We start from the raw sequence: 22,612 nt of genomic DNA on the forward strand, positions 1-22,612 counted from the left end.
GTGTCTACAGGCTCATGGTGAGAAGAGCCCGTCCTGAACACCGTGGAGGGGGTGACGCAGCACACGGACGGGCACAGTGACGGACTGCTCACCGACACGGGCATCGACGGCGACAAGGCCCCATCCCCGAACGAGCCGGGTGTCGAGGGCGAGGCAGCGGCCTTCGGGGTCGAGGAGGTGCAGGTCGGGCCCGGCGGCGGCGAGGAGGCGGCCGGCGACGACGCCGTCGTCGACGAGTTCGGTGACGGTGGCGGAGAGCGGGGGCAGCCCGTGCAGCCCGAAGGCGTCGCCGTGGTCGTACGCCCGGAAGTCCAGCCGTTCGAGGGTCTCGGTCCAGCCGGGGAGCGCGGTGGCCCGCCCGTACAGCTCCTCGATCTCGCGGCGACGGGCGTCCGGGCCGGGCAGGGCGTGCCGGACGGCGCGCTTCCGGTCGTACGGGATCCGGTCCGGCACCTTCAGCGCGTGCCGCAGCAGCTCCTCGGTGCGCCGCGCGGCCATGAGCGGGCCGCGCCCGAGCCAGCAGAAGGCGACGGCCCCCTGCTCAAGGAGCCGGGCGGGACCGCGCTCCTCGGCGGTGATCCCGACCTTGGTCATCCCGGGACCGAACCAGGCGAGGTAGACGCGGTACGGGCGGGGGTCGTCGGCGATCGTGTCGGCGGCGACGGAGTGGGCCCGGTCGAGCCGCGCGCACTCGGGGCACCGGGCGCCGGTGGAGCGGCCGGGCACGGTGGCGGCGAGCGGACAGGGATTCCCACGGGCGCCGGGACACATCCGGGCCCCGACGGCCCGAAAGGCGAGCGCCTGCCCGTGGACGAGCGCGGACACCCGCCCACCTTCCCACCGCAGCGCGGGAGCCCCGTCACTCCACCGCATCCCGGAAGACCGCCACACCACGAACCGACACCGCCCTACTCTCGCGAGATGCCCAGTCTCCGCTACTACATCCGCTTCCAGTCCCCGACCCGAAGCCCGCGGGGCCACTTCCCCGGCGTGTTCGCCCTGACGAACGGGCTGGCGCGGGAGGGCAGGCTGTCGGTGACGGAACACGCGCTCTGGCGGGCGTCGAACGACTGGTACGACACCCATGTCACGAACCCGACGACGGTCGACCCGACGGTCTACGACGCGACCCTGAACCCGGGGGCGGCGGCCTGGTTCCGCGCCACGGCGACGACCCCGCTGACGCGGGTCCTCCCGTACCTGGACATCCTGTCGGCGCACGGGGTCCCGTGCGTACGCGTGGAGACCCGGACGCCGGGAAGGATCATCTACGAGGACGCGGAGCAGGTGGTAGCGGTACGGGCATTCGTACCCGAGGCCTAGGGCGCGTGGGGGGAGCGCTGCAGGGGAACGGTGAACCCGTCGAGGAAACCACTCACGGCCCTGGTCTCGACCCGTACGACGATGTCGACGATCTCGGGCGGCAGGACGTACCCCCAGTGGACGGGCGAGGGTTCGAGGCCGTAGGACCCGTCACGCTGCACGGCGGCGACGACCTCGGAGACCCAGGCCTTGAAGGGCGCGCACGCGGGTTTGGTGCCGGCGGTGACGAGCTGGACGAGCCCTTGGAGGTCGAGCATCTTCACGGACTTCCGCAGCCCACTCCCCGCGAGCACCCGCGCGACCTCTCCCCCACAGACCCCCCGAACCAGCTCCCCGAGCCTCCGCTGCCGCACCGCCTCCACATGAACGAGCACGGCCTGCCGCGCATTGACGTACCCCAACTGCCGTGCGGCCTCGACAGCGGGAAACCAGTGCGTCCCGTCCGGCATCGTCAACCTCCGCACCCGCGCCCCCGTCGCCGCGAACACGAAGTCCCCGACATCGATCGCGTCCCGCTGCTCGTCCATCGAGCACCACCTCCACGAGGGAAGCTAGGCCACAGGCATATTCAATCGTCATGAAATCCCCCCACGTTCACCCAAAGGAGGACCCCCACCCCGGCAACCCGCATGGAAACGAGAGGAGTTCCCTCCCCATCAGCCCCAGCTACTCGGCCGAGTGGGCACCCACCATGCAGTCGAGCCCCAGATCCGCCGTCCCGCACCCCAGAATCGCGTCCACGGCCGATAGACATGATCTTCGGCACCTGGGGCACAGGCCCGGACGAGTGGACGGATCACGTCGCCTTCACCTGCCGCGTCGGCCCCGTCGCCCAGGCGGGCTCGGCCCGGAAACGCAAGAGGCCCGGACTCTCGTCCGGGCCTCTCACCTGTGTGCACTCGGCAGGATTCGAACCTGCAACCTTCTGATCCGTAGTCAGATGCTCTATCCGTTAAGCTACGAGTGCTTGTGCTTCTCGGCTTTTTTCTTGCCGGTCGGCGTTGCGTGGACAACATTACATGACCTGCGCCGTAGCGCGAAATCCATTGCGCAGACCCTGCCTGACCTGCGGAAACGTCATCCTGGGCCGTTCCTCGTGACCTCGTGACACCGCCGGACGGGTGACGTTCCGGGGTGGGGGAACGGGGCCGGAACGGCCGAAGCCCCGGCCGTGTGGGCCGGGGCTTCGGGGTGGGGCGGAGGCGGAGGGATTTGAACCCTCGATGGGCTTTAAGACCCAAACCGCATTAGCAGTGCGGCGCCATAGACCGGACTAGGCGACGCCTCCTCCGCACCTTCGCGCGAGCGCGAGTGGTGCGTGCAGATGATGACACAGGCGCGCCTGGTGTCACCAATCGCTTCTCACCGTACTAGGCCTCCGGGGCGGAGAGCAAAGCCCCTCGGCGCACCCCGCTTGCGCAACGAACGGCAGTACGGAGCGTTAGACGTGAGACGGCAGAAGGTTCCCCCTGCCCACGTCCCCGCCCCCCTGGAGTTCCCGTGCTGCGACCTCTCGTCCTCGCCTCCCTGCTCGCCTCCGCCGCCGGCCTCGGCGGCGGCGCGCTCGGGCCCCTTCCGCCCCTCCCCCTCCTCTCCGCGCCCAGCCCCGACGCGCTCACCGTGACCATCTCCAAGACCGGCCACCGCAGCGCCGACGGAACGTTCAAGCTGGAGTGCGGGGACAAGGCCGGTGGGGACCATCCCGCCGCCGACGGGGCATGCAGACGGCTCGCCGATCACGCCAAGGCCAGGAACGACCCGTTCGCGCCCGTCGGCAAGGACCGGATCTGCTCCCTCCAGCACGGCGGAGACGCCGTCGCGCACATCACCGGCGAGTGGCGGGGACGTACCGTCGACGCCCGCTTCTCCCGCGCCAACGGCTGCGAGATCGAGCGGTGGGAGAACCTCGAACCCCTGCTCCCTCGCCTCTCCCACGTGCGGGGATGACGTGAGGATGCCGTCGGGATGTTGCCCCCGGCACGCGACCTCCCTCCGCGACCGCCGGACCTGCCTTTAGACTCCCCTCAGTGACAGGCCGCGGCCAGCCGGGCAAGATGGGGCCGGCCAGCCGGGCAAGGCAATACAGCAAGGCAATGCAGTGGGTCAGGGAGGAACCGTCGTCGTGAGCAGCAGGCCATCCCGAGGCGCTGCTCGCCTCGCAGCCATACTTGACGCCCTCCCCGACGGCCTCGTGCTCGTCAACTGCAACGGCACGGTCGTCAACGCCAACACCATCGCCCTCGGCATGTTCGAGACCCCCGGCACCGCGCTCGTCGGGCGCGGGCTGCTCGATCTGCTCCCCGGCTTCGACTCGCGGCTGATCCCCGGCTCCATGCGCCGCCCCGAGGGCACCGACGAGCAGGGCCGCACCAAGCCCACCCGGATGATCGCCCGCCGCACCGACGGCAGCGAGTTCGCCGTCGAGGTGACCAGCGCCAGCCTGGAGGACGGCCGCGAGGCCTACGACTCGTACACCTCCTACACCGGCGACGAGCTGCTCATGCTCGTCGTCCGCGACCTCACCGGCACGCTCGACACCGAGGCCGAACTCGCCCGCTCGCAGCGCCAGACCGAGATGATCCTGCGCGCCGCCGCCGAGGGCGTCGTCGGCACGGACACCGACGGTCGGGTCGTCCTCGTCAACCCCGCCGCCGCGCAGATCCTCGGCTTCCGCGCCAGTGATCTCGGCGGCAAGGAGCTGCACCCGCTGATCCTGCACTCGCGGGCGGACGGCGAACCGTTCCCGTACGAGGGCTCGCCGCTCGCCGACACCCTCAAGTCCGGGCGCAAGCACCGGGTCCGCGGCCAGGTGCTGTGGGCGAAGAACGGTTCCAAGGTGCCGGTAGACCTCACCACCGCGCCGGTACGGGACGGGGACCAGCTCGTCGGCGCCGTGATGACGTTCACCGACCGTCGGCCGTACGAGCAGCAGACCGAGGAGCACGCCTCCGAGCTCGCCGCGCTCACCGAGAAGCACGCCGCCGAACTCGCCGAGCTGGAGAAGAACCACGAGGAGCGGGCGCGGCGGGACACCGAGCGGTACGCGTCCCTCGCCGGCCGGCACGAGCAGCTGACTGCCGTCCTCGGCGAGTCGCTGCGCGGACCGCTGGAGGAACTGCGTACCGAACTCTCCTCCCTCGCCGCCGACGACGCCGGGCAGCTGTGGCCCGAGGCCAACCAGCTCCTGCACCACCTGGCCGCCGGCTACGCCCGGATGACCACCCTCGTCGACAACGTCCTCGGCTACCAGCGGCTGGACTCGGGTACGGAGACGCTCGCCAAGGCCGTCGTCCTGCTCGACGGGGTCGTCACGGCGGGCGTGGACGGGGCCGTGGAGCTCATCGGGCCCGGCCGGGCGCAGTTCGCCGTACACGCCCCGCCGATCGAGGCCGAGGTGGACGCGGGGCGGATCGCGACCGCGCTCGCGCACCTCGTCGCGGACGTGGCAGGGGTCGACTCGACCGGCAAGGCCCGGGTCGTGCCGGGCGGCGCCGGGTACGCCGACTCGACGATCGTGGTGGCCGCCGCGCAGCGCGGTGACGTCGTACGCATCGAGGTCCGCGGGCCGTACGCCGGCGGCGACCCGGTGCACCAGCCCATCGTGCGCGGCATCGTGAGCGCGCACGGCGGTGTCGTGCAGACGCACGAGGTGCCGGGGATGAGCGGCAGCGCGTACGTCCTGGAGCTCCCGCTCGGCGCGGGGAAGGGCACGGTCACGCCGCCGCCGGCACCGCCCGAGCCGGCGGCCGGGGCTTCCGGCGGATCGGCGCTCGCGCTGCCCGCGCAGGCCTCGGACACCAACGGCGGCGGACGCCGACGCGCCCGACGGGCCTCCACGGACGCGTTCCTGGACAGCGCGGTGAGCGGCGATTCCGGCGGTACGGGTGCCGGTGCCGTCGAGCCGACCGGGCGGCGCCGTGGGCGTACGGAGGAGGCCGCCACTGGCCAGGCGGAACTGATCCCGGCCCAGAACGCAGGCCCTGCCACCCCCGCTACGCCGGGTACGCCCGGGGCCGTCGAGCCGACCGGGCGGCGGCGTGGGCGGCCCGCCGAGGGTGCCGTGGTGACCGCCGCCGAGGGCGCTCAGGGCCGTGCCGCGCTCGGCAGCACCGTGCCTCCGCAGGGCGTACTCGTACCCGCCCAGGGCGCCCCCGCCGAGGCTCCCGCGCTCGCCCGGGCGCTGCCCGCCGCGTCGGGCGACGAGGACTCGGCCGCGCCGCAGTCCCCGGGTCGCCGGGCCCGCCGCGCGCTGGCGGCGCAGGAACGGAACGTCGCCGCCGAGTCCGGGCCGCGTACGCCGTTCGCCCTCCCCCCGGCCGACGCGGACCGCACCCCGGAGCCCCCGGCGCCCATGCCGATGGCGACGCCGATGCCCATGCCGGCGCCGATGCCGGCGCGCATGTCCGTGGACGACGAGGGGCGGCACGACGCCGTACGGTCCGTTCCGGACGCCGACCACACGCCTCCGCAGCCGCACCCGCTCCCCGAGCCGACCGGCCGCCGCCGCAACCCGGCCGCGCCCGCCGCACCGCAGGCACCGCGCGCACCGCACGCACCGCAGGAGACCCGTTCCGGCACCGGATCCGTACCGCTGCCGCCGGAAATCCCCGCACCCTCAGCACCCTCAGCACCCGCAGCACCATCAGCACCTCCGGCACCCAGGGCACCCGCGCCGAAGGACGGGTCGCTGGGCGGGCGGGCGTTCAGCGTCCGGACGCTCGGACAGGGCGTGCCCTTCGCCCAGCAGGCCGGTCAGGCCGGTCAGGCCGGTCAGGCGAACGCCTCGAACAACACGACCAACGGTTCCGGCCGCCGTCGTAAGCTCGCCACCCCGCCCGAGGGCGACCGCCCGGCCCTCGCGGCCCCCGCGGCCGAGAACCCCGCCGCACCACCCACGGCGCCCACGCCAGAGCCCCCCGCCAAGCCCCACCCGCAGCCCAAGCTCGCCCAGCCGGCCCCCGAAGGGCGCGCCTACGCGATAGGAGCGCCCGCCGAGGGCTCCGCCGAAGGGCCCGAGCCGCTCGACGGTCCGGGCGGCGCGGTCGAGGTCGCCAACCAGCCGCCGCCGCGCCCCGTCGACGACGAGCTGCCCCCGGAGCCGCTGGACAACCCGCGCCGGCTGCTCGTCTGGCCCGCGCCGGACGTCGCGACCCAGCAGGCGCTGAGCGACCGCGGCTACCGTCCGGTGATCGTCCACTCCCGCGAGGAGGTCGACGCCCAGATCGCCGCCTTCCCGGCCGCGCTCTTCGTCGACCCGCTGACCGGGCCCATCACCCGTACCGCGCTCCAGTCGCTCCGCCAGGCCGCCGTCGCCGCCGAGGTACCCGTACTGCTCGCGGCGGGGCTCGGGCAGGCGACCCGGGAGGCGGCGTACGGTGCCGATCCGGCCGTACTCCTGAAGGCGCTGGCGCCGCGCGACAGCGAGCAGCACCCGTCGCGGGTGCTGCTCATCGAGGAGAACGAGGACATCGCGCAGGCGCTCGCCGCGACCCTGGAGCGGCGTGGGATGCAGGTGGCGCGGGCGGCGGCGGACACCGACGCGGTCGCGCTGGCCACCCAGATCCGGCCGAACCTGGTGGTGATGGACCTGATGCAGGTGCGCCGCCGCCGGGCCGGGATCATCGACTGGCTGCGCGCGAACGGGCAGCTGAACCGCACCCCGCTCGTCGTCTACACCTCCGCCGGACTCGACGAGGAGGAGCTGCCGACGCTCTCGTCGGGCGAGACGGTCCTCTTCCTGGCGGAACGGTCGACGAGCAACGAGGTCCAGGCGCGCATCGTCGACCTGCTCGCGAAGATCGGCACCAACTAGCCCCGTAGGGCCGGTTGGTGCCGAGTACGGCCGAGAACTCCTGGAAGCTCCAGGAGCTCTTAGAGCTCCGTCACCTCCAGCTCGCCCTCCGCGTACTGCCTGCGGATCACCTTCTTGTCGAACTTGCCGACGCTCGTCTTCGGCACCGCCGGCACGATCGCCCAGCGCTCGGGCAGCTGCCACTTGGCGATCGACTCGGCGAGGAACGTCTTCAGCGTCTCGTAGTCGGCCGTCGCACCCTCCTTGAGAACGACGGTCGCGAGCGGCCGCTCGCCCCACTTCTCGTCCGGTACGGCGACGACGGCGGCCTCGGCGACCTCCGGGTGGGCCATGATCGCGTTCTCCAGCTCGACCGACGAGATCCACTCGCCGCCGGACTTGATGACGTCCTTGGCGCGGTCGGTGAGGGTGAGGTAGCCGTCCGGGCTGATCACGCCGACGTCGCCGGTCTTCAGCCAGCCGTCCTCGCTGAATTTGTCGGCCGGGCGGTCCGGCTCGCCGTCGATCCCGCCGAAGTACGCGCCCGCGATCCAGGTGCCGCGGACCTCCAGCTCACCGGCCGACTCGCCGTCCCAGGGCAGCCGTTCGCCCGCGGGGCCGACGAGACGGCCTTCGACGCCGGCCGGGAAACGGCCCTGGGTGACGCGGTACGGCCACTCCTCCTCGGCGCTCAGACCGGCCGGCGGGTGGGCCATGGTGCCGAGCGGGGAGGTCTCCGTCATGCCCCAGGCGTGGCAGAGGCGGACGCCGAGCCGGTCGTACGCCTCCATGAGGGAGGGCGGGCAGGCAGCGCCGCCGATGGTGACCTGGCGCATGGAGGAGAGGTCGCGGGGGTTCGCGGTGACCTCGGCGAGCAGGCCCTGCCAGATGGTGGGGACGGCTGCGGCGTGGCTCGGCTTCTCGCGCTCGATCATGTCGGCGAGCGGGGCGGGCTGGAGGAACCGGTCCGGCATGAGCATGTTGATGCCGGTCATGAAGGTGGCGTGCGGCAGGCCCCAGGCGTTCACGTGGAACTGCGGGACGACGACCAGGGTCGTGTCGCGGTCCGTCAGCCCCATCGACTCGGCCATGTTGACCTGCATGGAGTGCAGATAGATCGAGCGGTGGGAGTAGACGACACCCTTGGGGTCGCCGGTGGTGCCGGAGGTGTAGCACATGGCGGCGGCCGCACGCTCGTCCAGCTCGGGCCAGTCGAAGGTGGTCGGGCGGCCGGCGATCAGCTCCTCGTAGTCGTGCACGCGCGGCGTCACGCCGTCCAGTACGGAACGGTCTCCGGGGCCCGCGACCACGATGTGCTCGATGGTCGGCAGGTGGGGGAGGAGCGGGGCGAGCAGCGGCAGCAGCGAACCGTTGACGAGGACCACGCGGTCGGCGGCGTGGTTGACGATGAAGACCAGTTGCTCGGGGGGAAGCCGCAGGTTGAGGGTGTGGAGGACGGCGCCCATGGAGGGGATCGCGAAGTACGCCTCGACATGCTGGCCGTTGTTCCACATGAGGGTCGCGACCCGCTGGTCGCCGGTGACACCGAGTTCGTCGCGCAGGGCGTTCGCCAGCTGGGTCGCGCGGGCGCCCGTCTCCGCGAAGGTCTGGCGGTGCGGCTCAGGCTCCCCGGTCCAGGTGGTGATGACGGACTTCCCGTGGATCGTCATCCCGTGATTCAGGATGCGGCTCACAGTCAGCTGTACGTCCTGCATGGTGCTCAGCACGGCGTCCTCCCGGTGGGCGCTACGTGGCAGAAAGGGGTGTGGAGATTCTGCGCACGTACCGCGCGGTATGTCACTACCCGGGAGTACGGAAATTGCCAGTGATCGCTGGCAGAGGTGGCCGTCGGGGGTCAGGGGGCCATGGGTCAGGGGGCCATGGGTCAGCGGACCGGGGACAGTTCCGGGTCTTCGCGGAGTTTGCCGAGCGCCCGCGAGACCGCGCTCTTGACCGTGCCGATCGAGACACCGAGCACCTCGGCCGTCTGCGCCTCGCTGAGGTCCTCGTAGTACCGCAGGACGACCATCGCCCGCTGGCGGTCGGGGAGCTTCATCACCGCGCGCCACATGGCGTCGTGCAGCACCTGCCGCTCGGCCGGGTCCGGCTCGGGCAGCCCGGCCGGTTCCGGCAGCTCCTCGCACGCGAACTCGTCGACCTTGCGCTTGCGCCACTGGGACGTACGGGTGTTGACCAGCGCGCGCCTGACGTAACCGTCCAGGGCGCGGTGGTCCTCGATCCGCTCCCAGGCGACGAAGGTCTTGGTCAGCGCGGTCTGCAGCAGGTCCTCGGCGTCCGACGGGTTCGCGGTCAGCGAGCGTGCGGTACGCAGCAGCACGGGCCCGCGAGCCCGTACGTAGGACGAGAACGACGGGTACCCGGCGGCGGCCGTGGAGGCGCCGACGCAGACGGGGCCGGACGGTGGCGGAGTCATGCCTCCACGCTAGGAGCGGGTACGCGGTAGGCGGATCGCCCCCAGGTCCCGAACCGCACTCCCCCTCAGGTTGTAGGGGTGGGGACAGCTGGACCTCCTGAAGGTGGAGGGCGGCCGACACCCGGGTCAGGGTCGGGGGGCGGAGGGATCCGGCGCCGGGGGCGACCCCGTCGACCCCTCAGCCGTCCGCCGCCAGGATCAGGCCCGACGTCGGGACCCCCGTGCCCGCCGTGACCAGGGTCCTGGCCGCGCCGGGTATCTGGTTCACGGACGTGCCCCGTACCTGCCGGACCGCCTCCGCGATCCCGTTCATCCCGTGCAGGTACGCCTCCCCCAGCTGGCCCCCGTGGGTGTTCAGCGGCAGCGCGTCCGCCGCGACGAGGTCGGCCGCCTCGCCCGGCCCGCAGAACCCGAACTCCTCCAGCTGCATGAGGACGAACGGGGTGAAGTGGTCGTAGAGGATGCCCACGTCGATGTCGCCGGGCGCGAGGCCCGAGGTCTGCCACAGCTGCCTGGCCACCACGCCCATCTCGGGCAGGCCGGTCAGGTCGTCGCGGTAGAAGCTGGTCATCGCCTCCTGGGCCCGCCCGGCGCCCTGCGCGGCGGCGACGATCACCGCCGGCGGGTGGCGCAGGTCGCGGGCGCGCTCGACGGAGGTGACGACGATCGCCTGGCCGCCGTCGGTCTCCTGGCAGCAGTCGAGGAGCCGGAGCGGTTCGACGATCCAGCGCGAGGCGGCGTGGTCGGCGAGCGTGATCGGTTTCCCGTGGAAGTACGCGGCGGGGTTGGTGGCCGCCCAGCGGCGGTCGGTGACGGCGACATGACCGAAGGCGTCGGGGGTCAACCCGTACGTGTGGAGGTACCGCTGGGCGATCATGGCAACCCAGGAGGCGGGCGTGAGCAGCCCGTAGGGGAGCTGCCAGCCCAGCGCGGCGCCCTCGGCGGAGGGCTCGCGCTGCTGGACCCCCGAGCCGAAGCGGCGCCCCGAGCGTTCGTTGAACGCCCGGTAGCAGACCACGACTTCGGCGACCCCGGCCGCCACGGCGAGGGCGGCCTGCTGGACGGTCGCGCAGGCGGCGCCGCCCCCGTAGTGGATCCGGGAGAAGAAGGACAGCTCGCCGATGCCGGCCGCCTGGGCGACGGTGATCTCGGGGTTGGTGTCCATGGTGAACGTGACCATGCCGTCGACGTCGCCCGGGGTCAGCCCGGCGTCGTCGAGCGCCGCCCCCACCGCCTCCACGGCCAGCTTGAGCTCGCTGCGGCCCGAGTCCTTGGAGAACTCGGTCGCCCCGATCCCGGCGACGGCGGCCCGCCCCCCGAGCCGGTCGGCCCTCCGGATGCTCATGCCGCGCTCTCCTTCCGGTCCGGCAGGGTGACGGTCACCGTGCCCGTCACGTGGTGACCGAGCCCGTTGGCGCCGATCACCCGCACCCGGACCGTCGCGCCGTCGACCTCGGTGACCGTGCCCGTCAACGTCATCGTGTCTCCGGGGTAGTTGGGCGCGCCGAGCCGGATCGCCACCTTGCGCAGCACGGCCCCCGGACCCAGCCGGTCGGTGATGTACCGGCCGACGAGTCCGTTGGTCGTCAGGATGTTCATGAAGATGTCGGGGGAGCCCTTGGCCCTGGCCAGCTCGGTGTCGTGGTGCACGTCCTGGTAGTCCCGGGAGGCGACGGCTCCGGCGACGATCAGGGTGCGGGTGATGGGGACGGTCAGGGGCGCCAGCTCGTACCCGGCGGCGTACGCGGGCTCGTAGCCGGCGGCGTACGCGGGCTCGTACCCGGCCTTCAGCCGTGCGGAGACAGCTTTCACGCGGGCTCTCCGTTCGCGAGCAGGTCGCCCAGTTCGGCGAGGAGTTCGGTGCCGCTGCCGAGGTACGCGTCGAGCTGGCGGCCCCAGAGGAAGTGCCGGTGGACGGGGTGCTCCAGGTCGGCTCCCATGCCGCCGTGCAGATGCTGGCCCGCGTGCACGACCCGCTTGCCCGCCTCCGACGCCCACCAGGCGGCGGTCAGCGCGTGCTCGGCGGCCGGCAGTCCCTGGTCGTGGCGCCAGGCGGCCTCGTAGGCGGTCACCCGGATCGCCTCGGTGTCCATGTGGGCGTCGGCGGCCCGGAGTTGGACGGCCTGGTGGGTGGAGAGGGAGCGCCCGAACTGTTCCCGTACCGAGGTGTACGCCACGGCCCGGGCCAGCGAACCGGCGCAGACCCCGGCCTGGAGCCCCGCGCACACGATCCGGGCCATGGCCAGGACGTCCGCGCCCGCACCGCTGCCCGTCTCCCCGATCCGCTCCCCGCGCGCGCCGTCGAGGACGAGCCGGCCGGCCGCCCAGGGCGCGGTGAGCTCGACGGGCACGACCGAGGCCTCCGCCACCGGGACCAGCCGGAGCGCGGCCTCCTGGTCGCCGCCTACCGGTACGAGGACGTGGGTGGCGTCCCTGAGCCAGGGCACCCACTCCACCACCCCGGTGAGCAGGCCGTCCGCCCCGGCCCGTAGGTGCCCGGTGGGCGGGAAGGCGCCGGTCGCCACCGCCGTACCGTCCCGGAAGCCCGGCAGCAGCCGCTCCCGCTGCTCCGCCGTGCCGTGCCGGGCCACGGCGAGGAGCCCGAAGACACTGCTCACCGCGAACGGCACCTGCGCCGTCGTACGCCCCTGCTCCTCGGCCAGCAGCACCAGGCCGAGCAGCCCGATCTCCTCGACCGCGGCCGGCAGCCCGGCCCCGCACAGGGCCTTCCACAGTTCGGCGTCCGTACCCGTACCGGCCGCCGCGAGCCGCTCGTGCGTGGCGAGGTCGCCGAAGATCCGTGCCGCCAGCTCCTGGGCCGCGGCCTGCTCCTCCGTGGGTGTGAAGTCCATGTCAGCCCTCGCCGCCGTCCTGCGCCCGGAACACGGGCAGCTCCAGCTCCTCGTCCACCCGGAGGAACTCCAACCGGACCGGCATCCCGATCCGGACCTTGTCGTACGGCACCCCGACCACGTTGCTGATCATCCGTACGCCCTCGGACAGTTCGATCAGCCCGACCGCGTAGGGCGGGTCGAAGGCGGGGAAGGGCGGGTGGTGCATGACGACGTACGAGTAGACGGTCCCGGCGCCGCTCGCCTCGACGGTGTCCCACTCCTGCGATCCGCACGCGTTGCACCCGGGCAGCCACGGGAAGCGGAGGGTCGCGCAGGAGGCGCAGCGCTGGACGAGCAGCCGGTGCGCGGCCACGGCCTCCCAGAACCCGGCGTTGTCCCGGTTGATGACGGGCCGGGGCCGCTTGGGCTCGGGATCCGGTTTCGCCTCCGGTTTCGCCTTCGGTTTCGGTTTCTGGGCACCCGGGGCGTACTTGAGGATCCGGAAGCGGTGGGTGCCCGCGAGCTCGCCGCCCGCGTGGACGTCCATCCGGGTCGTGACGAAGTGGCCCGTCCCCAGCTTGGTCGTCTTGCGCTCCGACACCGATTCGATCACCGCGTCGAAGGTGATCGCGTCGCCCGGCCGCAGCGGCCGCAGATACTCCTGCTCGCAGTCGGTGGCGACGACGGAGGTGCATCCCGCCTCGTCGAGGAGCGTGAGCAGCTCGTCGTACGCCCCGGAGCGGTCGGTGTGGCCGGAGAGGCCGCCCATCGTCCAGGCCTGGAGCATGGTCGGCGGCGCGACGGCGTCCGGCCCGCTGTACGCCGGGTCCGTGTCCCCCATGGCCTCGCACCAGTGCCTGATCATGGGCTCGTTGACGAGGTCCTTGCCGGCGCCCCCGGTGGCGGCGGCCTGCCCTTCGTACGCGCGCAGCCGCTCGTACAGATCGTGGTCGAGGTCCCCGCCGCTCTCACTGCCGTGCATGCCCTGGGCGTCCGGCTCGCCCTGGGCGCCGGGCCCGCTCTCGCTGCCCCTCATCGCCGGCCCCTCCCCTTCATGCCGAGCCGCATCGTCGCGACGATCTCGCGCTGCACCTCGCTCACCCCGCCCCCGAACGTGTTGATCTGCGCGGCGCGGTTCATCCGCTCCAGCTCACCGCCCTCGAACTCGCCCGGCGACCCCGCCCGCACGAGGGCCGCTCCGCCCGCGATCTCCTGACAGATCCGGTAGACCTCCACCGCCGATTCCGTCCCGGCGAACTTCACGCCGCTCGCGTCCCCAGGGGCCAGTCGTCCCGCCCCCACATCCCCCACCAGTCGCCAGTTGAGCAGGCGGGTCGCCGCGAGCCGGGCCTGTGCCTCGGCGGCCCGGATCCGTATCCACGGCTCGTCGATCCGGCGCCGCCCCGTCACCGGATCGGGGGTACGGGCCCGGTGGAGCGCAGCCGCGTAGAAGTCCTCGGCCTGCATGCCGATCGCGGCGAGGGCGACCCGCTCGTGGTTGAGCTGGTTGGTGATCAGCCCCCAGCCGCCGTTCTCCTCGCCGACCAGGTTCCCGGCGGGGACGCGGACGGAGTCGTAGTAGGTCGCCGTGGTCGTCAGCCCGCCGACCGTCTCGATCGGCGTCCACGAGAACCCGGGGGCGTCGGTCGGCACCAGGACGATGGAGATGCCCCGGTGCTGCCGGGCCTCGGGGTCGGTGCGGCAGGCGAGCCAGATCCAGTCGGCGTTCTGGGCGTTCGAGGTGAATATCTTCTGCCCGTCGATCAGCCAGGAGTCCCCGTCCCGTACCGCCTTCGTACGGAGCGAGGCGAGGTCGGTGCCCGCCTCCGGCTCGCTGTAGCCGATGGCGAAGACGGTCTCGCCGCGCAGGATCCGGGGCAGGAAGTACGCCTTCTGCTCCTCGGTCCCGTACTTCATCAGGGTCGGGCCGACGGTGTTGAGCGTGACCATGGAGACGGGGGCGCCGGCCCGGTAGGCCTCGTCGAAGAAGACGAACTGCTCGTCGGGGCCGCGGCCCTGGCCTCCGTACTCCCGCGGCCAGCCGAGCCCGAGCATGCCGTCGCCGCCGATCCGGCGGAGCAGCGCGCGCTGCGCGGCGGTGTCGGCGGGGGGTGGGGGTCCGCCGGGCATGACGTCACGGAAGTACGCGCGGAGTTCGGCGCGCAGCCGTAGCTGCCGCTCGGTCGGGGCGAGGTGCACGGCGACGGCCTCCCGGGGGTACGACTGAGATTTCTGACTGTCCGTCAGAAACGGGGAGCGTGTCAAGGTCACGGACGGACGATCACGCCGCCCAGCCGCACCTGGCACCTGGCGCACCTGGCACCTGGCACCTGGCACCTGGCACCTGGCGCACGCGCCACACCCGCCGCCCCGAACACACGGAAGCGGCCTGCGCGCCGGCGCCGAAGCACCGCCACACAGGCCGCCGTTCACCCCGCGGTCATCCCCTTGCGGTCATTCCCCCGCGGTCGTTCCCCCGCGGCCATCCCCCGTCGGGCCGGACCTGCCCCAGCTGGAGGCTAGAACCACCAGGGGTAGAAGTTGACCGTCGCGTTCGACTGGTCGATCTCGGTGAAGGCGGAGCCGTTCACGCTGGCGGTGTTGTTCTGGTTGGAGGCACCGGAGCCGGTCGCCACCTGCTGCGTGGTGGTCGAGTTGCCGAAGTTGTCGCCACCCACGCCGCTGCCGATGATGGAGGCGACGCTCGTGTTCGATCCGTTGTCCGCGAAGCCGCCGTTGTCGGCCTGCGCAACGCCGGTGAAGAGGGCGGCGGCCAGGGGCAGCGCGGCGGCAGCGGCGATAACGCGGGCGGTACGGATGCTTGCCATGTCTTTTCCTCCGTGAGCTGAAGCTATGAAGTGCAGATGCACTGAACTACGGCTGTTTCCAAGGCAGTTGGCCGACCGCCTCGGTCGTTGTGCTCGACGTCGCGACTCCAGAGTTGCCCACACAATCCCCGGCGAACCACCCCTCAGCGGCCGATTCCCCCTCAAGCGTGAGGACAAGTCGATAAACCACCTTCACGCCCCCAAGGGCCCGCCCACCTCGGCGGAGGCGATTCCGCGCCGCCGGAGCCGCGCCACCGCAAGGGGGGAAGCGTTCCGGCAGATTTTCAGCCAATCCTCCCCATCACCCCGCCCCCTTCCTTTCTTCGAACACATGTACGAAACTAAGGGCATGGCCATCTCCGACCGGCGCTCCGCCACCCTGGCCCTCGCCCACGCGCTGTCCGCGGCAGAGCGCGGGCTCCCCGTCATACCCCTGTCCGCCACCAAGCTCCCCGCCCTGCCCTCCCCGCACCGCAGCGACCCCCACCCGGTCGCCTGCCACGGGGAGTGCGGCCGCCCCGGGCACGGCGTGCACGACGCGACGACCGACCTCGCGGCCGTACGGGCGCTGTTCGCCGCCGCGCCCTGGGCCACCGGTTACGGCATCGCCTGCGGGCGCTCACCGCACCACCTGATCGGCGTCGACCTGGACGTCAAGCACGGGGGCGCGCCCACGGACGTCACGGCCGAACTGCGCCACCTGGCGCTCGAACACCTCTTCACGCTGCCGCCCACGGTCACCGTGCTCACCCCGTCCGGCGGCCGCCACCTGTGGCTGACCGGCCCGCCGGACGTCGCCGTCCCGAACTCGGCGAGCCGCCTCGCCCCCGGCATCGACATCCGGGGCGCCGGCGGCTACCTGGTGGGACCGGGCTCGGTGACGGCCAGGGGCGCGTACCGCCTCGCTCCGGGCAGCGAGCACCTGGACCCGGCCCCCTGCCCCCGCACCCTGCTCACCCTGATCGCGCCCCCCGCACCACCCGCCCGCCCCCACGCGGCCAACGGCCGGGCGGACGGCCGCGGCCTGGTCCAGTTCGTCCGCACCGCCCACGAGGGCCAACGCAACACGCGCCTCTTCTGGGCGGCCTGCCGCGCGTACGAGAACGGCCTGGGCGACTCCCTCGCCGAAGCCCTCACCGCGGCGGCCGTCCACACGGGCCTGACCGAACACGAGGCCCGAACGACGATCCTCTCCGCAGCCCGCCTGACCACCCCGCCCACCGACCCGCACGGCCCGCTCCAGCTCCGGACACAAAAACGGCCCCCCACCTGAAGCCCAGGTCGGAGGCCGTTCCACCGCGCGGTGGGTGTGGGATTTGAACCCACGGTGACATCGCTGCCACGACGGTTTTCAAGACCGTTCCCTTAGGCCGCTCGGGCAACCCACCCACGCCCCGCCTCACCTGCTGCGGAGCGGGCTACAGACTACCGGGTGGCCGCGTCCGGCAGGTAAGTCTGACCACAGGTTGACCACGGGCCGGATGGCTGACCATGGAGCCCGTCCGCCATGAGTCTCCCACCCCGCGGCGCCGGTCCCCAGTCAGGACGCCTGCGAACCCTCCTCGCTTCGGGCGGACGGCAGCAGGAGATCCCGCTCGGGGTGCTTCTCGCCGGAGACGCTGCCGTCCACGCCGAGGTCGACGCGAGCCGACTCATGGAACGCGTTGATCGCCCGGAACACGGCACGATTCCGCTCACGCCACTCCTCCAGCGTCCCCTCGATCTTGCCGTTGGCCTGCCAGTCGACCTGGAGGGCGACGGCGTTCAGTTCGTGGGCAGCCTCTACCGCGTCGTCACCGGCGAGGAGCATGATCCCCTCGAAGGCTCGGCCTCGTGTCCGGCCGGCCTCCGACATTTCTGCCAGCAGTTCCTGATCCCGCCTGTCGCGCTCCCGCAGGCCTTCGCGGCACTCGTAGAGGTGGACCGCCGGGAAGATGCAGGTGCGGACACTGTCGACGTAGCCCTCGTACGCTTCGAGCTTCGTTCGGCACGTGGATACAAGGCCACCTGAAAGGCTTGCCGTTGATCACACACGGCAACGGAGAGCCGTCGTTTCCCAAGGCATGGAAATCCGTCGCACTCTCCACGTTTTGAGGTTCCTCTGATCTAACTCCCCACTGGTGATGCACAATTCGACTCCCGCGCGTGATCTACATCACCTAGCGATTGCGTCTCTCGACCGCAGCGCGGTAGGAACGGCGCACACAGATCACCCAGAGCTTTCTTCTTCACATCGCTCAGGGTGACGGGTCTCGGCTCCCTGACCAGGAGCCGTCTCAACCCATCTATGAAACGGGGACACATGAACCGCATCGCGATGCGCACCGCACTGCCTCTCATAACCGCCGGCGCCGTCCTGCTCGCAGGAGCTGGCGCAAGTGCCGCCGCTCCGCTGGACGAGCCGATTCCGGCCGATGGCGCGGAAATCGTTCTGAACGACGGACGTGTCGTCGGCGTCGACGACACGGTCACCTTCACGTTCGAAGGGGAAGAGCCCAAGGCAAGGAAGGGGGACATGGGCGCGGCGGCCTGCCCGGAGGTGAACAGTCGGCCGACGTACACCGTCAAGGGATCGCCGTACTTCATAGCCGACAAGAACAAGCCGCAGTCGACATGGCTGCTGCCCCGTCAGACCGTGTCGTGGGCCGTGACTGGCAGCCACACCTTCACCTGGGACATCGGCGCCAGCGCCGAGGCAGAGGCAGGAGCCATCCTGGCCAAGGCCAAGGTCAGCGTCGACACCAAGATCAGCAACTCGTGGACGTGGACCGGAACGCAGACCGTCACCGACACGAACACCACCTCGAAGGGGTACCGTGCGGTGCTCGGGCAGGTCGGCTGGAAGCTCACGGGTGTGAAGACCTGGATCGCCCCGCCCTGCAATGTCAAGAAGAAGACCATCGTCATTCTGGCTCCGCGGAAGGGCGACATGTCGATCGGACGGCAGAACTCATGAGGCGGGTCAGAGGTGCGGCTGGCAGGGCCATACGGCGACTCTTCGTCGCCCTGTCCGTCACGACGCTGCTCGGTGCAGGGGCGTGCAGCCCGAGCGAGCAATCCGGATCGCCTTCGAAGAGCCCGAGCGGGATGGGGTCGACCCCGACGGCTCCGGACACAGCCGCCGCCGAAGCCGCAAAGTCTGTGCTGGATAGGGGCATTGTCGCCATGGAGTCCCTCGGCGGCGGGTCCGGCGGGCTGCAACGGCAGTTCGGCAACACGCATCCCGCCACGCCGGACGACGTGCTGAGCGTGTCGTTCGCGTTCACCTGCACGGGTGGCGCCACGGTGGCGCTGACGTTCACCGCCGCGGACAAGGACGTGCCGTCGGCCGCGGGGACCCTGGTGTGCGATGGCTCCATCTTCCAGCGCAGCATCGACACCTCCAAGCCAGGTTCTCTCGGCTTCTCGGCCGCCCTCACCGGTTCCGAGAACGGCGGTTACGCCTACGCCTACTACGCCGAGAAGAAGCAGCTTCCGTAGCCGGGTAGGTCAACAGGCAGGTACGGCTGAGCCCCCGAGCGGGGGCTCAGCCGAATCCGAACCGAGCACACCGGCTGGCCCTGTTAATGATCAAGAATCGGCTGACCACAGGTTGACCACACGCACTGATCCACAGTGGGACTGGGTGGGACACGGTGGGACAGCCGGACACGTCGAAGGGGCTGCCGATCTACTCGGCAGCCCCTCTCACGTGCAGCTTTGTCAGCTGCGGAAAGCCTCTGTCCTCGGCCCCGGATCCGCCCGCGAAGCTGATCGCGGATTTCAAGACCGTTCCCTTAGGCCGCTCGGGCAACCCACCCACGCCCCGAGCCACCTGCTGCGGAGCGGGCTACAGCCTACCGGCTGGGGGAGGCGGCGGGGATGCCCGGGCGGAGGACGGCCGGAGCGGGGGCCGGAGTTGGTTCCCGCCCCCGCCCCGCCTCCCCCCTCGCGCCGGATCCCGATCGGGTCCGGGGCGAATGTCAGTTGTCGCCCGTGCGTTCGCCGAGGGTGACCGTGGTCGTGGCCGGCTTGCCGTCGCGCTCGTATGTCAGCTTGATCGAGTCGCCCGACTTGTGGGTCCAGATCTCGCTGATCAGCGTCGGGCCGCTGTCGATCTGGCGGTCGCCGAGGGCGGTGATCACGTCGCCCGGCTTCAGGCCCGCCTTCGCCGCCGGGCCGTCCGGGGTGACGGCAGGGGTGCCGCCCGCGCCCGCGTCGGCGATCGTGGCGCCCGCGCCCTTGTCGGTCATGTTCACCGTCGCGCCGATCACCGGGTAGACCGGCTTGCCCGTCTTGATCAGCTGCTCGGCCACGTTCTTGGCCTGGTTGACCGGGATGGCGAAACCGAGGCCGATCGAACCCGCCTGGGTCTGGCCGAAGCCGCTGCCGGCCGACTGGATCGCCGAGTTGATGCCGATCACCGCGCCGCTCGCGTCGAGGAGCGGCCCACCGGAGTTGCCCGGGTTGATCGAGGCGTCCGTCTGCAGGGCACTCATGTACGAGTTCTTGCCACCGGAGCCGTCACCCGAGGCCACCGGGCGGTTCTTGGCGCTGATGATGCCCGTCGTCACCGTGTTCGACAGGCCGAAGGGCGCGCCGATCGCGATCGTCGAGTCCCCGACCGCCACCTTCTCGGAGTCGCCGAGCGGCAGCGGAGCCAGCCCGTCCGGGGCCTTCTTCAGCTTCAGGACGGCCACGTCGTAACCCTCCGCGCGGCCCACCACCTCCGCGTCGTACGTCTTGCCGTTCGAGAAGGTCGCCGAGAGCGTGCCGCCATCCGCCGCCGACGCCACCACGTGGTTGTTGGTGACGATGTGGCCTTCCCTGTCGTAGACGAAGCCGGTGCCCGTGCCGCCGTCGCCCTCACTCTGGCCACCGGTGCCACCGGACTTCGCCTGGATGGTCACGACGCTCGGCAGAGCCTTGCTCGCCACGGCGGCGACCGTGCCGGGGTCCCGCTTGAAGGACACCGGGGAGTCGCCCGCGGCGACCGTCGTCGAGCTGATCCCGTCGTCGCCGCGCTCGGCCGCCCAGTAGCCGATGCCGCCACCCACGCCGCCGGCCACGAGGGCCGCCACGAGAACCGCCGCCACCAGGCCGCCGGTCCGCTTGCGCGGAGCCGCCGGGACGGGCGGGACGGGCGCGCCCCAGGCCGGCACGGCCGGGGGAGGCGGCGGCCAGCCACCCGCGGTGGACGCCGCCTGCTCGGAGCCGTCCACCGACGCGGCGTGCGGGGTAGGGGTAGGCGGTACCTCAGGAGCGGGAGGCGCGGCGGGCGCGGGAGGCGTCGGGGGTGTGGGAGGGGCGGGAGGGGCGGAGGGGGCACTCGGGTCAGCCGGAACCTCGGTGCCCTCATTCTCGGTGCTCACGGCTCTCTCCTCGTTCACTGCGCGGGTGGACACCCTCACCAGGGTGCTGCGGACAGCATTTCCCACAGGACGTCAGGCCACTGTAAGGCGGAGCTGTGCATCCGCGCCCCATTCTTTATTTACGGACAGAACGGACGCGATCCGGTACGCCCACCCCGCCAATGGCACCATGTCGCGGTGACCCACGCACGGCAGCACCCCCGGCCGCACACGAACCCCGCCCCCGTCCAGGTGGTCGCCCACCGAGGAGCCTCCGAGGAGGCCCCGGAGCACACGCTCGCCGCCTATGTGAAGGCCATCGAGTACGGCGCCGACGCCCTCGAATGCGATGTCCGGCTCACCGCCGACGGCCACCTCGTCTGCGTCCACGACCGGCGCGTCGACCGCACCTCCAACGGCCGCGGCGCCGTCTCCGCCCTGGAGCTCACCGACCTCGCCGCCCTCGACTTCGGCACCTGGAAGGGGCGTGAGGAGGCGCGCGAGAGCCCGGACTGGAGAGACCCCGAACTCACCTCCGTACTCACCCTGGAACGCCTCCTGGAGCTGGTCTCCGACGCCGGCCGCCGCATCGAGCTGGCCATCGAGACCAAGCACCCCACGCGCTGGGCGGGCCAGGTGGAGGAGCGGCTGCTGCACCTGCTCAAGCGGTTCGGCCTCGCGGAGCCGGCGAGCCCGGAGGAGTCTCCCGTACGGGTCATGAGCTTCTCGGCGCGCTCCCTGCACCGGATCGCGGCCGCCGCGCCGACCCTCCCGACCGTCTCGCTCTCGCAGTTCGTCACCCCCCGGCTGCGCGACGGCCGGCTGCCGGCGGGCGCGCGGATCGCCGGACCGTCGATCCGGATCGTCCGCCACCACCCGGCCGTGATCCTTCGGCTCCAGAAGGCCGGACACCAGGTCCATGTATGGACGGTGGACGAACCGGAGGACGTGGAACTCTGCGAGCGGCTCGGCGTCGACGCGATCATCACCAACCGGCCGCAGCAGGTGCTGTCCCAGTTGGGCCGCCTTTGACCCGTCCCGGCGCTCTCCCCTCCCTTTCCCCTCCCTCTCACGCCTCCTTCGCCCCACGCGCCTCAGGGCTTACAGGGAGTGCACCGGCGCGTTCGGTCCGTACTCGATCGTCACGAGTGCGTCACCACACGCTCATGGGGCGGTTTCCGGTCCAGGCCATTGGGGCATTCACACCGTGGCGTGGGGCAAAGGAGGTCTCGGGGGTGGCGTTTGTGGTGGCACAGGAGGTGCCCACGTCGTCGAGCATGGCCGTACCCCATGGCCCTGCGGGCGTGGGTGAGGCGAGACACCGCATGCGGGAGCAGTTGAGCCGCAGCGGGATGTCCGAAACGGTCGTCGACGACGCGGTACTGATCCTTTCCGAGCTGCTCAGCAACGCCTGCCGGCACGGCAGGCCGCTGGGGCGGGCGGACATGGGCGACGGGGACGTCCGTGCGGCGTGGCGCGTCGATCGGGCGGGTGGCCTGACGGTCGAAGTGACGGACGGCGGTGGTCCGACCCGACCCGTTCCGTCGACGCCCTCGGTCACCGCACGCGGCGGCCGCGGGCTGAACATCATCAGCGCCCTGGCGCAGGACTGGGGTGTACGGGACAGCGCGTCCGGCGAGGTGACGGTCTGGGTGGTCGTCACCGAGGGCCATCGCCGCGAGGACTTCGCCGCGAGAGTCGGCGGCGGCTCGGGCTTCGACTTCCTCGACGCGTACGACGACCTGGACTGAGCCCACGAGGTCGCCGACGTCCGGGGCGACGGCCTGGGTTGGGCTCGGGCCGCGGGGCAGCAGCGTGGGCTGAGGTCCCGGGGCGACTGCGCAGGTTGGGCTGGCGTCGCCGGGCGACTGCGCAGGTTGGGCTGGCGTCGCCGGGCGACTGCGTGGGCTGGGTCGCGGGGCGACGGCACGGGCTGGGCTCGCCGACGTCCGGGGCGAGGGCGTGGGTTGAGGTCCCCGGCTGGGCTCGCCGACGTCCGGGGCGACGGCGTGGGTTGAGGTCCCAGAGCAACGGCCTGGGCTGTGGCCGCGGGGCGACGGCACGGGCTGGGC

Annotated in this window: 20 protein-coding genes and 3 tRNA genes; 8 read left to right on the top strand and 15 right to left on the bottom strand. The window is 71.8% G+C overall.

Annotation, left to right across the window (positions count from 1 at the left end; genetic code table 11):
• Nucleotides 1-12: 12 nt before the first annotated feature.
• On the bottom strand, nucleotides 13-873 hold the full coding sequence (locus Q5762_RS35190) for a DUF2797 domain-containing protein (protein WP_315896389.1): 861 nt from the start codon (nucleotides 871-873) through the stop codon (nucleotides 13-15).
• 48 nt (nucleotides 874-921) lie between these two features.
• On the opposite strand from Q5762_RS35190, the gene Q5762_RS35195 reads away from it, so the two are divergent.
• Nucleotides 922-1,323 carry a hypothetical protein gene (locus Q5762_RS35195; protein ID WP_315896390.1) on the top strand — a complete coding sequence of 134 codons (402 nt, stop codon included), beginning with the start codon at nucleotides 922-924 and terminating at the stop codon, nucleotides 1,321-1,323.
• Here Q5762_RS35195 and Q5762_RS35200 read toward each other — a convergent pair.
• The 3 genes from Q5762_RS35200 to Q5762_RS35210 form a co-directional block, all read right to left on the bottom strand.
• Entirely contained in the window at nucleotides 1,320-1,850 is a 531-nt protein-coding gene (locus tag Q5762_RS35200) for a Bro-N domain-containing protein (RefSeq protein ID WP_315896391.1), read from the bottom strand. The two genes, Q5762_RS35195 and Q5762_RS35200, sit on opposite strands and share 4 nt — an antisense overlap.
• Before the next feature lie 367 nt (nucleotides 1,851-2,217).
• A tRNA-Arg gene (locus Q5762_RS35205) sits at nucleotides 2,218-2,290 on the bottom strand.
• Between the two features lie 230 nt (nucleotides 2,291-2,520).
• Nucleotides 2,521-2,611, bottom strand: a tRNA-Ser gene (locus Q5762_RS35210).
• A 212-nt stretch (nucleotides 2,612-2,823) separates the two neighbouring features.
• Between Q5762_RS35210 and Q5762_RS35215 the strand changes: the two genes are divergently transcribed.
• Nucleotides 2,824-3,270: an SSI family serine proteinase inhibitor gene (locus Q5762_RS35215; RefSeq protein WP_315896392.1), complete on the top strand. Its 447-nt coding sequence runs from the start codon at nucleotides 2,824-2,826 to the stop codon at nucleotides 3,268-3,270.
• Between the two features lie 175 nt (nucleotides 3,271-3,445).
• The gene (locus Q5762_RS35220; RefSeq protein WP_315896393.1) at nucleotides 3,446-7,135 is read left to right on the top strand and encodes a PAS domain-containing protein; all 3,690 of its coding nucleotides are present in this window, start codon (nucleotides 3,446-3,448) and stop codon (nucleotides 7,133-7,135) included.
• A gap of 59 nt (nucleotides 7,136-7,194) precedes the next feature.
• Here the strand turns inward: Q5762_RS35220 and Q5762_RS35225 are convergent, their stop codons facing one another.
• The 8 genes from Q5762_RS35225 to Q5762_RS35260 all read right to left on the bottom strand — a co-directional run bounded on the left by Q5762_RS35225 (nucleotide 7,195) and on the right by Q5762_RS35260 (nucleotide 15,210).
• Entirely contained in the window at nucleotides 7,195-8,841 is a 1,647-nt protein-coding gene (locus Q5762_RS35225) for a long-chain fatty acid--CoA ligase (protein WP_315896394.1), read from the bottom strand.
• Between the two features lie 158 nt (nucleotides 8,842-8,999).
• Complete coding sequence (locus tag Q5762_RS35230; RefSeq protein WP_315896395.1) at nucleotides 9,000-9,548, bottom strand: SigE family RNA polymerase sigma factor; 549 nt, start codon at nucleotides 9,546-9,548, stop codon at nucleotides 9,000-9,002.
• Nucleotides 9,549-9,726: 178 nt separating this feature from the next.
• Nucleotides 9,727-10,893: a lipid-transfer protein gene (locus Q5762_RS35235; protein ID WP_315896396.1), complete on the bottom strand. Its 1,167-nt coding sequence runs from the start codon at nucleotides 10,891-10,893 to the stop codon at nucleotides 9,727-9,729.
• Nucleotides 10,890-11,339, bottom strand: coding sequence for a MaoC family dehydratase (locus tag Q5762_RS35240; RefSeq protein ID WP_399495429.1), 450 nt, complete (start codon nucleotides 11,337-11,339; stop codon nucleotides 10,890-10,892). The genes Q5762_RS35235 and Q5762_RS35240 overlap by 4 nt, the downstream gene beginning before the upstream one ends.
• A gap of 17 nt (nucleotides 11,340-11,356) precedes the next feature.
• Complete coding sequence (locus Q5762_RS35245; protein WP_315896397.1) at nucleotides 11,357-12,400, bottom strand: acyl-CoA dehydrogenase family protein; 1,044 nt, start codon at nucleotides 12,398-12,400, stop codon at nucleotides 11,357-11,359.
• 1 nt (nucleotide 12,401) lies between these two features.
• A complete protein-coding gene (locus Q5762_RS35250; RefSeq protein ID WP_315896407.1) occupies nucleotides 12,402-13,364 on the bottom strand; it encodes a bifunctional MaoC family dehydratase N-terminal/OB-fold nucleic acid binding domain-containing protein in 963 nt (320 codons plus the stop codon).
• A gap of 50 nt (nucleotides 13,365-13,414) precedes the next feature.
• Nucleotides 13,415-14,581 carry an acyl-CoA dehydrogenase family protein gene (locus Q5762_RS35255; protein ID WP_315896408.1) on the bottom strand — a complete coding sequence of 389 codons (1,167 nt, stop codon included), beginning with the start codon at nucleotides 14,579-14,581 and terminating at the stop codon, nucleotides 13,415-13,417.
• Nucleotides 14,582-14,901: 320 nt separating this feature from the next.
• Nucleotides 14,902-15,210, bottom strand: a complete 309-nt coding sequence (locus tag Q5762_RS35260) for a hypothetical protein (protein ID WP_315896398.1) — start codon at nucleotides 15,208-15,210, stop codon at nucleotides 14,902-14,904.
• A 349-nt stretch (nucleotides 15,211-15,559) separates the two neighbouring features.
• On the opposite strand from Q5762_RS35260, the gene Q5762_RS35265 reads away from it, so the two are divergent.
• Nucleotides 15,560-16,483, top strand: coding sequence for a bifunctional DNA primase/polymerase (locus Q5762_RS35265; protein ID WP_315896399.1), 924 nt, complete (start codon nucleotides 15,560-15,562; stop codon nucleotides 16,481-16,483).
• 28 nt (nucleotides 16,484-16,511) lie between these two features.
• Here the strand turns inward: Q5762_RS35265 and Q5762_RS35270 are convergent.
• A tRNA-Ser gene (locus Q5762_RS35270) sits at nucleotides 16,512-16,598 on the bottom strand.
• Between the two features lie 152 nt (nucleotides 16,599-16,750).
• Entirely contained in the window at nucleotides 16,751-17,065 is a 315-nt protein-coding gene (locus tag Q5762_RS35275) for a hypothetical protein (protein ID WP_315896400.1), read from the bottom strand.
• A 447-nt stretch (nucleotides 17,066-17,512) separates the two neighbouring features.
• Here Q5762_RS35275 and Q5762_RS35280 point away from each other — a divergent pair, with 447 nt between their 5' ends.
• Both Q5762_RS35280 and Q5762_RS35285 read left to right on the top strand, forming a co-directional pair.
• Nucleotides 17,513-18,166 carry a hypothetical protein gene (locus tag Q5762_RS35280; protein WP_315896401.1) on the top strand — a complete coding sequence of 218 codons (654 nt, stop codon included), beginning with the start codon at nucleotides 17,513-17,515 and terminating at the stop codon, nucleotides 18,164-18,166.
• A gap of 209 nt (nucleotides 18,167-18,375) precedes the next feature.
• Complete coding sequence (locus Q5762_RS35285) at nucleotides 18,376-18,690, top strand: hypothetical protein (RefSeq protein WP_315896402.1); 315 nt, start codon at nucleotides 18,376-18,378, stop codon at nucleotides 18,688-18,690.
• 482 nt (nucleotides 18,691-19,172) lie between these two features.
• Here Q5762_RS35285 and Q5762_RS35290 read toward each other — a convergent pair whose 3' ends face one another.
• Complete coding sequence (locus tag Q5762_RS35290) at nucleotides 19,173-20,561, bottom strand: trypsin-like peptidase domain-containing protein (protein WP_315896403.1); 1,389 nt, start codon at nucleotides 20,559-20,561, stop codon at nucleotides 19,173-19,175.
• A 177-nt stretch (nucleotides 20,562-20,738) separates the two neighbouring features.
• Between Q5762_RS35290 and Q5762_RS35295 the strand changes: the two genes are divergently transcribed.
• On the top strand, nucleotides 20,739-21,572 hold the full coding sequence (locus tag Q5762_RS35295) for a glycerophosphodiester phosphodiesterase (protein ID WP_315896404.1): 834 nt from the start codon (nucleotides 20,739-20,741) through the stop codon (nucleotides 21,570-21,572).
• Between the two features lie 134 nt (nucleotides 21,573-21,706).
• Entirely contained in the window at nucleotides 21,707-22,291 is a 585-nt protein-coding gene (locus tag Q5762_RS35300; protein ID WP_315896405.1) for an ATP-binding protein, read from the top strand.
• Nucleotides 22,292-22,612: the final 321 nt, after the last annotated feature.

The sequence above is a fragment of the Streptomyces sp. P9(2023) genome, from assembly GCF_032436795.1.
GTDB lineage: Bacteria > Actinomycetota > Actinomycetes > Streptomycetales > Streptomycetaceae > Streptomyces.

Excerpts from the sequence above, each read along its gene's own strand:
- Q5762_RS35190 (WP_315896389.1), bottom strand. The coding sequence starts at position 873 with ATGCGGTGGAGTGACGGGGCTCCCGCGCTGCGGTGGGAAGGTGGGCGG.
- Q5762_RS35195 (WP_315896390.1), top strand. The coding sequence starts at position 922 with ATGCCCAGTCTCCGCTACTACATCCGCTTCCAGTCCCCGACCCGAAGC.
- Q5762_RS35200 (WP_315896391.1), bottom strand. The coding sequence starts at position 1,850 with ATGGACGAGCAGCGGGACGCGATCGATGTCGGGGACTTCGTGTTCGCG.
- Q5762_RS35230 (WP_315896395.1), bottom strand. The coding sequence starts at position 9,548 with ATGACTCCGCCACCGTCCGGCCCCGTCTGCGTCGGCGCCTCCACGGCC.
- Q5762_RS35235 (WP_315896396.1), bottom strand. The coding sequence starts at position 10,893 with ATGAGCATCCGGAGGGCCGACCGGCTCGGGGGGCGGGCCGCCGTCGCC.
- Q5762_RS35245 (WP_315896397.1), bottom strand. The coding sequence starts at position 12,400 with ATGGACTTCACACCCACGGAGGAGCAGGCCGCGGCCCAGGAGCTGGCG.
- Q5762_RS35250 (WP_315896407.1), bottom strand. The coding sequence starts at position 13,364 with ATGCACGGCAGTGAGAGCGGCGGGGACCTCGACCACGATCTGTACGAG.
- Q5762_RS35260 (WP_315896398.1), bottom strand. The coding sequence starts at position 15,210 with ATGGCAAGCATCCGTACCGCCCGCGTTATCGCCGCTGCCGCCGCGCTG.
- Q5762_RS35265 (WP_315896399.1), top strand. The coding sequence starts at position 15,560 with ATGGCCATCTCCGACCGGCGCTCCGCCACCCTGGCCCTCGCCCACGCG.
- Q5762_RS35275 (WP_315896400.1), bottom strand. The coding sequence starts at position 17,065 with ATGTCGGAGGCCGGCCGGACACGAGGCCGAGCCTTCGAGGGGATCATG.
- Q5762_RS35280 (WP_315896401.1), top strand. The coding sequence starts at position 17,513 with ATGAACCGCATCGCGATGCGCACCGCACTGCCTCTCATAACCGCCGGC.
- Q5762_RS35285 (WP_315896402.1), top strand. The coding sequence starts at position 18,376 with ATGGAGTCCCTCGGCGGCGGGTCCGGCGGGCTGCAACGGCAGTTCGGC.
- Q5762_RS35300 (WP_315896405.1), top strand. The coding sequence starts at position 21,707 with ATGGGGCGGTTTCCGGTCCAGGCCATTGGGGCATTCACACCGTGGCGT.